A 12,222-nucleotide genomic window follows, 5' to 3' on the forward strand; every position below is an offset into this window, starting at 1 on the left:
TGCCCGGCGGGCGAGACGGCACGGGTCGCGCACTGGATGGGCGCCGAGTCCGCCGGCCAGTGTGGGCCCTGCGCACTGGGGCTGCCCGCCCTCGCCGACCAGCTCGACCGCGCCGTACGGGGTGGCGGGAGCGCCGCCCTGGAGGCCGTGCACGCCCGCCTGCGGGCGGTGCGTGGTCGCGGCGCCTGCAGCCACCCGGACGGTACCGCGCGCTTCGTGGCATCGGCTCTCGCCGCCTTCCCCGAGGAGTTCGACCGCCACGCGCGCGGGTTCGGGTGCGGCCGCCCGGTGACCGGGGTGCTCCCGGTCACCGGCGACCGGCCGCGGCTCCCCGCCCCGCCACGGATCCCGCCGATGCCCCCGTATCCGCCGCCCTCACCTCCCCCACCACCGGAGCGACTGCTGGTCGACTGGACGCTGTGCCGCGGCCACGGCCTGTGCGCGGAGCTGGTACCGGCGATGATCCGGCTCGGCCCGGACGGCTACCCCGAGACCACCGGGGTGCCACTGCCGGCCCGTATGCGCCGCCGCGCCCGGCTCGCGGTGCGCCGCTGCCCAGCCCTCGCCCTGCGAATCCAGAGCGGGAACTGACCTGATCTGCCGGGCGGTTGAGAGCGCACGTCCCTGGATGCCCCCGCCCCTACGGCCTCGGCCCTCCACATCCCCTCTCCTCTGACCCCACACCCCTCACCCATATCCATGGAGACTCGCCATGCCCGTAACGACACCCCCCTCTGCCTTCTCGGCCCCGTCGGCCGGGGCCTCGGCCCGGCGGCATGCCGTCCTTGCCCTCACCGCCCTCGCCGCCGTCCTCACCTTCACCACCGCCTGCGGCAGCAGCAGCGGCGGATACGCTGCCGGTACGGGTACCGGCAGCGACGGCGTGCAGCCCGCCGGCCAGGGCACCGACGGCTACGGCGGCCAGGCCGACGGCGACGGCGGCAAGCCCGCCGCGGCCGGCAAACCCGCAGGCACCCTCGCCCTGCGCCAGTCCGCCGCCCTCGGCCCGTTCGTCACCGACGCCCAGGGCATGACCCTCTACCGCTTCGACAAGGACACCGCCAAGCCGCCCACGTCCAACTGCTCCGGCGCCTGCGCGACCACCTGGCCGCCGGTCCCCGCCGACGGCGCCACCGCCCCCGCCGGCATCGCCCCCGGCGCCCTCGGCTCGGTCACCCGCGCCGACGGCACCAAACAATTGACCATCAACGGCTGGCCCGCATACCGCTACGCCAAGGACACCCGGCCCGGCGACACCAACGGCCATGGCCTGGGCGGCACCTGGCACGCGCTGGCCTCCGACGGCACCAAGGCCGGCACCCGACCGACCGGCGACGTCGGGGTGTTCACTCAGCCACAGCTCGGCCGGATTCTGGTCGACGACATGGGCCGCACCCTCTATCGCTTCAACAAGGACAGCCCCTGGCCGATGAAGTTCGGCTGCACCGGCACCTGCCTGAACACCTGGAAGCCCGCCAAGCCCGCCGACCGCTCCAAGCTCAACGGCATCGCCCCGCACCTCGTCTCCACCGTCACCCGACCGGACGGTACCCGTCAGCTCGCCATCGGCTGCTGGCCGGTCTACTGGTTCACCGGCGACAAGCAGCCCGGCGACATCAACGGCCAGGGCAAGATGGGCCTGTGGTTCGCGGTCTCCGAGAACGGCAAGAAGAACACCTCCGCTTGATCCGCTTTGACGGACGTCGGAGATCAGGGGCTTCGGCTTCGGCTTCGGCTTCGGCTTCGGCTTCGGCTTCGGACGGATGATGTCCATCATGGAGAGCATGGGGATGAAGAAGTCGCGTCCTCGCCGCTCGTTCACGCCGGAGTGCAAGGCCGAGATCGTCGAGCTGTGCCACCGTGGCGACCGCTCGATCGGCCAGGTCGCCCTGGGTGGATCACATGGTCGGGCTTGCCAAGAAGATGGGAGACTTGGGGGAACGGTTGCAGGACTCCGCCGACGGTTACGACGCCGCCGACCAGGAAGCGGTCTCCCGGCTGAGGGCCGCCATGTCGGATCTGGGGAGGCACTGACCGGCCCGGCGACATCATCTACTACGAGCAGCAGGGGCCCAACGACCCTATCGAGCACGGCAACACGCATCACGCCGCCGTGGTCACGGCTGTCATGCCGGACGGCGAAATCAAGTACACCCAGCACCAGGACTCATACCAGAACGTGAGCCTGCAGGGCCGACTGCCGACAACGGAAAAGGCCGAGGGCCAGCAGCACATCCGCATCGTCCGCCCCCACCCGGATTGGTACTGACAGGCAGATGACCGAAACCGTCACACAGCCCGGCGCGAGGCCGCCCACCCCGCGCGACGCCGGCGGGTCCGAGCGCTGGCGGTACCGCTGCTCTCGCTGGCCGCCATCGGCTGTCTGATCACCACCGTGGCGCTGTCCACCGCCCATGTCCACCATCAGTCGGCCTCCTGCCGCTATCTGGCGGTGCCGTGGACGCACTTCGCTTCCGCCTATGCAGCCCTGCTCGCAGCCGCCTCGGCTCTCCTCGTCCACCTCGTGCTCTCCCGTGCCGCGCGACGCGACGGGCTCCAGCCGGCCTCCGGCTGGCAGAGCTGGCTCCCGACGCTCTTCGTCGTCATCGCCAGCATGATGCTTCCCCCGACGGCCGTAGTCATCGCCCTGACCCACAAAGACGCCGCAGAAACGGCCAGACACCTCGGACAGCCACTGTGTGAAGGGTAGAGCCTGTGAGGACATCGGACGAACGAAGTCCCAGCGCCCACCACCGAGAAGGCGGCCTCTTCGACTACAGGCCACCAACGCGGTGCCGTGCGGCGGCCGCTGGGCCAGGCACCTGTGACGGGCCACAGCTGCGACGAGGACGGTGTCGGCCAGTCAGCTGGTGCGGCGTAGGAGCACGATGACGGTGGCGTCGTCGCGGTAGCCGTCAGCGTCCTCGTCGGCAGGACGCATCGACGCCGGCCGCCGCAATGCCGGGGTCCACGCGCGGGTCCGGGGCTACCCGATCCAGATGATGTCCAGGACGGACAGGTGCCGGGTATGGCGGTTGATCACGTGGACGGCGGAGAGCCGCCCGAATTTCAACCGCTGCCGGCCAACAGGTGGTGCCCAAGTGACAGCACAACGTAGCTGCGAGGCGGGAACCGTACGGATTCGTGTGCCGACTGGCCGTTCCTGGATGGTGAGGGAAGTTTCCGGCCAATTGGGCTGGAGCCGTGGCCGCTCCCTACCAAGGGGATGTAGCCCCGAACCCTGTCGAGATGGAAGGCGCGCATTCAAAACAGGCCAGATCTTGCGGAGCGGATCTGCCCGGCGCTGATGGGGCGATTTACGATCAGCGGTCGGTGGCGGTCGAAGATGCTTGAGGAAGTGGAGGTTGTGGTGTTGTCCGGCAACTTCTCGCATGGTTTCCGGCCCTGCCGCCGCTGCCCCTTGACCCTGGCGGTGCTGCCCCCGGGCCATGTCTGTCACACGCCTGGCAGACGCAGGGAGTTAGGCCCCTCGGTGGCATCATGAGGAAGCGCCGCTACCGGGTCCGGTGTCCTTACGGTCCAACAGGCGCTGGGGAGCCGACCACGATGCGCTGGAGGCGATTGCGCCGTCGATGCCAGGGGATGATCGACGGGCTTCCGGTGCCGGCGCCCTTCTCCGCCCCGGAACTGTGCGCCAGGCTCGCCGTGGAGCGAGAACGTCCCCTCCCCCTATGGCCGTTGCCCACACCGGCCGTCCCTGATATGCCGACCCGTATCTGGCTGGCAACCGAGCACGAGGACTTCTGGTGGATCTTCTTCACCTTCCGCCTGACCGCGGATACCACCTGCGGGCTGGTGTGCTGGCGGCACAGCCGTCAGGAAAGCATCCCGCGTTCTCTGCGGTACGGGTTGGGACTGTTCGGCACAGGCATGCTGTTGGCAACTCTGTTGTGGCTGCTCAAGCTCGGCTACCGCGGCACCCGCTCAACGCTCTTCACCCCGCCGTTCTCGTCCGTCACCGGAGCCGAGGCGCTTTTCCTCGCAGTCGGTGTGGCATTGCCGTTCCTGATACAGATGCGGGACCTGTTGCGGTACCACAGGTTCCACCGCAGCCTGGCCCCGTTGTGGCGGGACCTGGTCGCCGCCGCTCCCGACGTCGTCCTCGCACCAGGCAACCGCCTGCGTGCCGCAACGATACCGATCCAACTGCGCCTGTACCGCAGAGTGATCGAAATCAGGGACGCCATGATCGTCCTGCGCAGCTACGTCACGCAGGCCACCGCCGACCAGGTACGCCGGCACGTCACTGACCAGGCCGTCCCTGATCACTTGGCCTATACGCACATGACCGCCTGCTGGCTCACCGCAGCCCCGCACCACCGGCGCAGCGGCCAGACCCCCGAGGCCCAGTCGCTGAACCTCTCCGGGGGCGGAGCTCAGGACCTCTCTGAGGAAATCAGCTACCTACTGCGAATCGCCGCCGCCCACCGATCACCAATCACCAATCACCAATCACCAATCACCAATCACCAATCGTCCACGAATACCGGGCCATGCTGTCCGGCCCGAATCACTAGAGGGGATTCACTACTGTGCTCGTTGCTTTCGCCTTGACGCCCATGGGTGTAGAGGAAGTTGTCGCAGACTACATCGCGGAGGCGGTGAAGATTGTCCGTGAATCCGGGCTCCCCAACCGCTCGGATTCCATGTACACCATGATTGAGGGTGAGTGGGACGAGGTCATGAGTGTCATCAAGCGCGCTACCGAAGCGGTCGCGCTCAAGGCACCCCGTGTCCAGGTCAGCATCAAGGTCGACGTGTGGCCGAACATGCCTGATCCGCTCAACAACAAAATCGCTCTCCTCGAGGAGAGAATCTCGGAGAGCGGCGGTGATCGCCCCAGGCCGGTCGTCGAAGGTATCTGAGGCTCCGGCCGCTGTTGGCACTCCGACTCGCACATGGCCAGGCCGCACCAGGGCGACCATCGGCGAGAGCAGGTACCGAGCCAGCGACTCAGGAAAACCATGCCTGCAGCACGAACCACCATATATGACTTCCGCAGGTGTCCAATCGAGGGCAAATCGAGGGGAGGCGACACCATGACGACACGGGAGATCCGCAAAAAGTGCCAGGCACTCGTCAGCACACTCGACTTGCCTCGGCCTTTCTCCATCGACGCTTTCGTCCGCCAATTGTCCGCACGGAGAAGCCGGCCGATCTGGATCCGCACCTTACCGATCGGCTCCACCATCAACGCCTGCGGGCTGTGGATCGCCACCGAGTCAGGCGACAATATCTATGTCGAGGAGAAGACAACCAGATTCCACCAGGACCACATCGCCCTCCACGAGATCGGGCACATCCTTTGCGATCACGGCTTCACTGACCACGAAACTCAGGATGCGCTCGCCACACTGCTACCCAGCATCAGCCCCGAGATGATCAGCCGGCTCCTGGCCCGCACCAACCACACCACCGAGCAGGAACAGGAAGCGGAACTCGTCGCCACCCTGATACACACCGCCGCAGGCATGCTCGCCCCCTGCCCGTCCACGGGCGTGCGCGGCGAACTCGAAGCCGCCCTCGGTATACGCGAGTAGGAGCCGTGAACACAGACCCCCTCTACACCCTGGGCTCCGACATCGAGCTCCTAGGCGCCGTTGCCCTCTGGCTGGTGATCTTCCTTCGATTACGCACCGTCCGGCGCTCCCGCCAGCAGCAGATGCTGCTGCTCGCGGTCGCCGGAATCGCCGGGTCGATCACCGTCTACTTGGACCCGGTCACGGCTGTCCTGAACCGGAGCCTCACCTTCGCACAGAGCTGCGGCCTGTTCATGAACGCCTGGGGCGTCCTGAGTTCGGCCCTCATCCTCGACTTCGTCCTCGCCGCCATGTCCCGGCGCCGGCCCTGGCTCGTCTACGGCCCGATGCTCATCACCATCGCCGCTCTGATCACGCTCAATTCCACCATCGCACCGCACGCCGGCTGCGTCACCGCCGAGGTCGTCCCGTGGTACAGCCCCTTCTGGTGGCTCATTGTCGCCGCCCACCTCGTCGGCACACTCCCCTGCGCCGTCCTGTGCGCACGCTACGCCCTCCGGACGCGAGGAGACCGGACCCTCCGCACCGGACTTGTCCTACTCGCCGCCGGCTTCGCTTCCTCCTGCGTGTTCTGGCTCATCGTCCTCGCGTTCCTCCTCACCCGCCCCATGTGGCTGGGCGCACTCTTCCCGCTCAACATCGGCATCACCGCTTGGCTCATGACCGCCGGAACCTGCCTGCCCCTGGTGCTCACCGCCCACCGCACGGTCCGCACCACCCTCACGCTGTGGCGCCTGCGCCCCTTGTGGAACGACCTCACCACCGCCGTCCCACACGTCACCCTGGCCAAACCACTCACACCCATCAGCGCTCTGCTCGACAGCCCCCGCGCGGCCCACCTCCGTCTTTACCGGCAAGTCATCGAGATCCGCGACGCCCTGCTCATCCTGCAGGACTACGTAACGCCCGAGACCATCGCACGCGCCCAGCACCACGTCGCCGCCCAGGCCCTGCCCGAGGAACAGATCAGGCCGGCCGTCACCGCGTGCTGGCTGCTCGCAGCCCTCCAGGCCAAATCAGCCGGAGGCCCTCGACGCCCCAACCCCCTCGCCCCCGCACGCACCACCGGAGACAGCCTGCACAACGAAGCCGACTTCCTGACGGCCGTCCAGCGCGCCCGCACATTGCCCGCCGTACGCTCCTTCACCCAGAGCCGCCCCGCCCCTGCGCACGCTCCCGACGACCACACCCCGTCCATCACAACCACGAAATAGGCGATTCCCGTGGCACAGCAGCCAGCCGCTCCTGCCCCTTACCGCACCGGCATCTTGAGCAACGACAGCCCGCGCGAACGAGACCGTCTGGAGGCCATCCAACGCAACGTGGACGCGTTCACCACCGGTATCCTCCAGGGTCTCCCCCTCCAAGCCTCCTGGCACTGCCTGGAACTGGGCGCAGGAGCGGGCTCCATTGCCTACTGGCTCGCCGAACGCTGCCCAGAAGGCCGGGTCGTGGCCGTCGACCTCGACACCCGCCACCTCGACGCCGACCGGGCCGCGAATCTGGACATCCAGCAGGCCGATATCACCTGCGGCGGCTACGAGCCGGGCAGCTTCGACCTCATCCACGCCCGCTACCTCTACTGCCACCTGCCCACCCGCGACGCGATGGTCGAACGAGCCGCCCGCTGGCTCGCCCCCGGCGGCTGGCTCGTCATCGAAGAGCCTTACCATCTGCCCGCGGAGACGTCCCCCTTCCCCGCGGTCCAACGGCTCCTGGCCGCCTATCAGCGCACGTACCGCGCACACGGGGCCGACATGACCTGGGCCCGCGGCCTCCCTGCCTTGCTCGCCCGAAGCGGACTGGCCGAGGTGTCCTTCACCGGAAACCTCGGTTGCATGGGAGGACTCGACAAGGACCGCTGGCGCCCCCTCATCGCCCAGGCAGCCCCCTCCCTCCTCGCCGAGGGCCTCGTCACCGAAGCCGACCTGAGCGAGTTCTCCGCCCTGCTGGATGACCCAGCGTTCATCGACATCCCACAAGTCACCGTCGCTGCATGGGGCCGCCGCCCTACACAACTCCCAGCAGCGCCCGCCACCTCGTAGGGCGACAGGTCGGCACACGCGCTCTCTCCCCAGGGCAGCCTGCACCGGCTGCCCTCCAGTTCACCTACCGGGGTGGTCGGTTGAACGATCACGGTTCTGCCTCGTCACGGCGGGCCGGAGATGCAGGGTCTCAAGATCCTTGCATGAGAGGTCGAGCTGATCTCGGCCTTCTCCGAAGGTCTCATCGCGTAGCGGGATCGTTCAGCCGCAGGCTGATGGCACTTCTTCAGCGTGTGGTGTTGTGGACTGTTCCACAGATGTCACGGCAAACTCGCTCGCATGGTGCGTCTGCGGGTTCTCACGACTGACGACTGGCCGTTGTGGCGGGACATTCGTCTCGCTGCGCTGGCTGAGGCTCCGCGCTCCTTCAAGTCCCGGCTTGAGGACTGGCACTGCGGTGGGCAGGAGCGGTGGCGTGCGCGTTTGGACCTGCCGGGGGCTCACAACATCGTCGCGTTTCTGCGCGGGCAGGCGGTAGGAATGGCCAGTGGACTTCCTGTGGACAGCGACACGTGCGAGCTGAGATCGGTATGGGTTGGCCCCGAGGCTCGGGGCTGTGGCGTCGGAGACCTCCTGGTCGCGGTGGTCGAGGCGTGGGCCCGGCGGTCAGGCGCCACCGCGATGAAGCTGGCGGTGATTCCGGGCAACGAGCCTGCCGTGACGCTGTATCAACGCCACGGTTTTGACTTCTCCGGAGAGTTCGGGGATCTCGTGTCCGATGACGGGGTCAGAGAACGGCTGATGGTGAAGATTCTCCGCAGACAAGCGGGGAACCCCGGGTAGCTGAGGGCTCAGTGGACTGGACAGCGGCGGCGACTTGACCTTGAGGTTCGCCGCCAGCAGCGGCTGGTCCGCTCGGCGCGGTTCCCCCGGCCCAAGCGACGCTCATCCAGACCGACACCGAGTCCTACCGCTTCCAAGCCACCGCATCCGAACGCGCCAAGACCTCTGGACCGTGAGCGAACGACGCGGAGGGTCAGATCGGTCCGTAGATGGCGGCGCGGGCACCAGTCATGAGCGCCCAGTAGCGGTCACCATAAGACCAATGCCACCACTCGCTGGGATAGTTCACGAAGCCCTCTTCACCCAGTCAGTGGGCCAAGAGGTTGCGATTACCCCGTGCGGCCTGCGACAGCCCCGGAGCGTCAAGTGGGCACGTCCTGAAGATCAGCCGGTGACCGTTCGTCTATGCGGGCCTCATCCCGATGTCGGAGCAAGCCCCCGGAGCAGGTCCAACCCGTACACCACTTCTCTGGACGCAACCCTCCGCACCGCACACACGCATCACCCGATAGAGGCGGCTCCAATCTCACCGGAGACCGACAGTCACAAACGAGTCCATCCAGACCACAGATGGCACAACGTCGGCTCTCATTCACACCGGATCACTGGCTCTCATATGACCCGGTACAACACGGCGTCATGCTTGGCGCCGGCAGGTCCTGGGAGGTCGGGCCCTTCGGGTCTGGAGTGCGGATGCGGAGTCGGAACGCACTGCCGGCAGATTCAGGAGGCCGGGCTCCCCGCGCTGGAGCAGGCGCAGGCCGACCTCGACCAGGGCCAGCGTGTCGCAAGCAGCTGGCTGCCGAGACCTCGGACTCGTCCAGGTGGGCACGCGATGAGCCCTCAACTGAACCAGCTGCCCGCTCTGCCCAACACCGCGGCCGGGGCCTTCTCGCACACCTCGGGGACACCGGCGGGTTACGCACCGGCTTCCACCCCATCCAGCCCCACGCGTGCACCGTTACGGCTCCACGTGAGGCACCTCCGGCGCCATCTGGGCCCGTGCCCGGGCACCCTGCAGCGGGCACCGCCCCGTCGGTCAGAACGTGAGACCGGACGGCCGGTGGGCCACGGCAGGGTGTGCGCACCGTCGGTCAACTCGTCGGCTACGTGGCCGAGGCCAGGGCGGGGCACGGCAAGCAGCTGGGCGGGACGCGGGGCTCCCTCCCCTGGTCATGGGCGTGTAAGTGATTTTGTGTAAGTCCTTGGGTTTCAGCGGGTGTTGAGCCGGTCCTCAAAGAAGAGCGAGAACTGGTTCAGCGCCTTCTTCCAGTGTGCCGCGAAGTGGTTGGTGTCGCGTGCCCTGGGGGCGATCAGCCCGTGCACGGCGAGGTAGAACACCTTCAACGCAGCGTGCTCGGAGGGGAAGTGCCCTCGGTTGCGGGTCACTTTCCGCAGCCGCGCGTTGATCGACTCGATGAGGTTCTTGGAGTAGACCACCTTCATTATCTCGGGTGGAAGGCCAGTTAGGGGGTGAACTCGCTCCAGGCTGTTCGCCAGGTCCGCACGACTGCCGGGTAGCGTTGCCCCAGCTCGGAAGTGGCGAACTCCTCCAGTGCCTGCTCGGCCGCCCGCTCGGTCGGGGCGGTGTACACCGCCTTGAGAGCCGGGACGAGCTTGGGAAGGAATTTCATCTGGGCTCTCGCAGATTTCGGCGCGGGACGGGTGAACACGGCGCGTTCGGCCCGCGCGAGCGCGGCGCGGATCTTGCCGGCGCGCGGGGCCGGCGTCCGGGTGGTGTCGTCCATGCCGCCCATGAGACGTAGTTCGCCTGTGGACAGTGGGCGGCGGATCTCCCAGGAAACGAGGACATGCGCCCTTGCACTGGGAGCGGTCAACGGGGGTTGCGAGGCGCTGGTGGGCGCGGAGCGTTGCCGTTGGCGAGCCCGGCGCACCCGCACGGTGACGAACGTGCTCCTTTACCCCGATGGATAGTCGACTTCCCAGTGCCGGTAGGTCGCGTGGCGCTGGCCCTCGTCGGTGTCCCCGTCAATGTTCGGCGGCGGCGGGCAGTAGCCCGAGATCAGCACCCTTTTGTGGTCCGGGGAGAAGGACGTGGCGAACTGCGCAGGCAGCGGAGGCTTCGTCGTGTTTGGGCAGATGACGGGGAAGGGCAGGGTGACGACGGCCAGGATTCGGTGGGAGGTGGGCTCCCAGAAGAAGAGCCGCGTGTCCTGTAGGACTGCCGCTGCCCTGCCGTCGTCGGCAACCGGCTGGATCGGGCTGTGTCGGGTGCTGATGGTTTTGTCGGCGATGACGCCGCTGAGCACCGGGTGCGGCTGCCCGGGAACGGCGGAGGCACTGGGCAGCGGGCTGGTGCGACGGTAGTCCAGCAGCAGCGCGTGGGTGAACGAGCTGTAGAGGATGCGGCCGTGGCCGACCAGGGCGTTGCCTGTGCCGGGGAAGTTCACCTGCCGTTCCATGCGTAGTGTGGCGGCGTTGAAGAAGTTCGCGCAGTTGTCGTACGCGGCGATCAGCTCGCTGCCGACGAAGGCCAGGTCGCGGGCGCCGGCTTCGCACTCGTCGTAGGGCTGCTCCAGCCAGTGCGGTGAGCCGTTGCCGTGCAGGTCGTAGACGCCGATCAAGTCCGTCTGGAGGGCGAGCAGGTGGCCGGTGCGGTCGATGGCGAGCTGGTTCGGCCTGATCAGGCCGGCGCCCAGGGGGGTGTAGGTCCGGACAGGGCGATGGACCACGGGGGTGGCGGGATGGGCCGTGTCCGCGACGGCGAGCTCGTTGATGCTGGCGGCCGCGAGCCACCGGGCGCCGGGGTCGAAGGCGAGCTTCACCACGCGGCCCTTGAGGACCGTGAGCCGCCGTGGTTCGGAGTGCCCGGACGAGAGGTAGACGTCGCCGTTTACCGTCCCGTACGCCAAGCTGCCGATGCCGGCCGCGACCGTGGTGACCTCTTCCCCTGCCACCGTCCCGGGCAGCGCGTGCAGACGGGGCGCGGTCACCTGCTGGGTGGGGCTTGCCGAGCCGGAGCCGTTCTGTCCGAGCCGGAGCACGACCAGGGACAGGAGTACTCCCGCCGCCACTGCCGCGGCCAGGACGGCGGCGAGCGCTCGTCCGCCCGTCGGACGCCGAGGGGTCCGTGCCGTCATGACGTCCCGCTCGGCTGTCCTGTCGCGGCACCGCTGCCGGGGAGCCTGAACCAGCTCCCGCTGTGAGGGTTCAGCTCCCAGACGGGCGCATCGGTGGGGCGGGTCATCGTGGTGAACGGCTTCTGGTCGTCCTGCAGGACGACGGTGCGCTTTTGGCCGTCCTCCACCAGGTCGACCGCGAGTTTCCACTGCGCCGCACCGTGCGTGATCCGGGCCCTGACCAGGAAGGTCTCCAAGTCCCCTGCGGGCACGGTGAAGTCGGGCGGCACGCTCTTGCCCGCCTTGTCGTAGAGGCCGTAGGGCTGTGGCTTGTCGAGATCGATGTTCACCGCGTGCACCTTCGCCTCGCCCTGCAAAGTGCACTCGGTCACGACGACGTGGGAGACGGGCCGGCGGGATACCACCTCGGCCCGAATGCCGGTGATCAGCACGGTGTTCGAGCCGCTGTTGGTCACCGTCAGCTGCATGGTCGTCCGGCCCTCGTCCACGCCGTCCCGGGCTCGCGCCCAGTTCCAGAAGCCCGCGCACCCTTCCCGCGGTTCAGTGCCGTCGAATCGCGCGGCGGGCACGAGCTGGATGAGATCCCCTTCGGCATCGAGACGCATGGGGTCGGTTTCCGCGGACAGGGAGACCTTCGACGAGGCGGGCCACAGGTGCACCGCTCCCGTGAACACGGCCGTGGCGGCCGCTGCCGCCAAAGTGGTGACGATGGTGGAGGCTGCCAGCCCGGGG

General features: G+C 67.9%; 12 protein-coding genes and 2 pseudogenes. 10 read left to right on the forward strand and 4 right to left on the reverse strand.

Translation table 11 applies throughout. The annotated features are described in order from the left end of the window. The 10 genes from B073_RS0136745 to B073_RS0136800 all read left to right on the forward strand — a co-directional run. A partial coding sequence (locus B073_RS0136745) for an NADH-ubiquinone oxidoreductase-F iron-sulfur binding region domain-containing protein (protein ID WP_018543056.1) occupies positions 1-591 on the forward strand: 591 nt, incomplete at its 5' end. Positions 592-712: 121 nt separating this feature from the next. Next, a complete protein-coding gene (locus B073_RS0136750; RefSeq protein ID WP_018543057.1) occupies positions 713-1,687 on the forward strand; it encodes an SCO0930 family lipoprotein in 975 nt (324 codons plus the stop codon). Between the two features lie 426 nt (positions 1,688-2,113). Further along, positions 2,114-2,269 carry a hypothetical protein gene (locus B073_RS46970; protein ID WP_018543059.1) on the forward strand — a complete coding sequence of 52 codons (156 nt, stop codon included), beginning with the start codon at positions 2,114-2,116 and terminating at the stop codon, positions 2,267-2,269. Between the two features lie 126 nt (positions 2,270-2,395). Beyond that, on the forward strand, positions 2,396-2,710 hold the full coding sequence (locus B073_RS0136765; protein ID WP_018543060.1) for a hypothetical protein: 315 nt from the start codon (positions 2,396-2,398) through the stop codon (positions 2,708-2,710). Positions 2,711-3,723: 1,013 nt separating this feature from the next. After that, complete coding sequence (locus B073_RS42390; protein ID WP_158690319.1) at positions 3,724-4,575, forward strand: MAB_1171c family putative transporter; 852 nt, start codon at positions 3,724-3,726, stop codon at positions 4,573-4,575. Then, positions 4,554-4,886, forward strand: coding sequence for an MTH1187 family thiamine-binding protein (locus B073_RS0136780; protein WP_018543062.1), 333 nt, complete (start codon positions 4,554-4,556; stop codon positions 4,884-4,886). Before B073_RS42390 ends, B073_RS0136780 begins: the two co-directional genes overlap by 22 nt. Before the next feature lie 174 nt (positions 4,887-5,060). Continuing rightward, complete coding sequence (locus B073_RS0136785; RefSeq protein WP_018543063.1) at positions 5,061-5,561, forward strand: hypothetical protein; 501 nt, start codon at positions 5,061-5,063, stop codon at positions 5,559-5,561. 5 nt (positions 5,562-5,566) lie between these two features. Continuing rightward, on the forward strand, positions 5,567-6,775 hold the full coding sequence (locus B073_RS0136790) for an MAB_1171c family putative transporter (RefSeq protein ID WP_018543064.1): 1,209 nt from the start codon (positions 5,567-5,569) through the stop codon (positions 6,773-6,775). A gap of 9 nt (positions 6,776-6,784) precedes the next feature. Continuing rightward, complete coding sequence (locus B073_RS0136795; RefSeq protein WP_234025256.1) at positions 6,785-7,606, forward strand: class I SAM-dependent methyltransferase; 822 nt, start codon at positions 6,785-6,787, stop codon at positions 7,604-7,606. Positions 7,607-7,885: 279 nt separating this feature from the next. After that, on the forward strand, positions 7,886-8,389 hold the full coding sequence (locus B073_RS0136800; protein WP_018543066.1) for a GNAT family N-acetyltransferase: 504 nt from the start codon (positions 7,886-7,888) through the stop codon (positions 8,387-8,389). Between the two features lie 193 nt (positions 8,390-8,582). Here B073_RS0136800 and B073_RS48570 read toward each other — a convergent pair. From B073_RS48570 to B073_RS0136820, 4 genes and pseudogenes are all read right to left on the reverse strand, one after another. Then, a pseudogene (locus tag B073_RS48570) lies at positions 8,583-8,762 on the reverse strand (M15 family metallopeptidase); the annotation flags it as partial. 839 nt (positions 8,763-9,601) lie between these two features. Further along, positions 9,602-10,011, reverse strand: a pseudogene (locus tag B073_RS49495) (transposase); the annotation flags it as partial. A 297-nt stretch (positions 10,012-10,308) separates the two neighbouring features. Next, entirely contained in the window at positions 10,309-11,490 is a 1,182-nt protein-coding gene (locus B073_RS0136815) for a hypothetical protein (protein WP_158690320.1), read from the reverse strand. Continuing rightward, positions 11,487-12,222 (reverse strand): hypothetical protein (locus tag B073_RS0136820; protein WP_026248072.1); only part of this gene is annotated, 736 nt, incomplete at its 5' end. The genes B073_RS0136815 and B073_RS0136820, both read right to left, overlap by 4 nt.

The sequence above is a fragment of the Streptomyces sp. MspMP-M5 genome (genome assembly GCF_000373585.1).
GTDB lineage: Bacteria > Actinomycetota > Actinomycetes > Streptomycetales > Streptomycetaceae > Streptomyces.

What these genes read in the sequence shown, in the direction of transcription:
- B073_RS0136750 (WP_018543057.1), top strand. Translation starts at nt 713, where the DNA reads ATGCCCGTAACGACACCCCCCTCTGCCTTCTCGGCCCCGTCGGCCGGG.
- B073_RS42390 (WP_158690319.1), top strand. Translation starts at nt 3,724, where the DNA reads ATGCCGACCCGTATCTGGCTGGCAACCGAGCACGAGGACTTCTGGTGG.
- B073_RS0136785 (WP_018543063.1), top strand. Translation starts at nt 5,061, where the DNA reads ATGACGACACGGGAGATCCGCAAAAAGTGCCAGGCACTCGTCAGCACA.
- B073_RS0136800 (WP_018543066.1), top strand. Translation starts at nt 7,886, where the DNA reads ATGGTGCGTCTGCGGGTTCTCACGACTGACGACTGGCCGTTGTGGCGG.
- B073_RS0136815 (WP_158690320.1), bottom strand. Translation starts at nt 11,490, where the DNA reads ATGACGGCACGGACCCCTCGGCGTCCGACGGGCGGACGAGCGCTCGCC.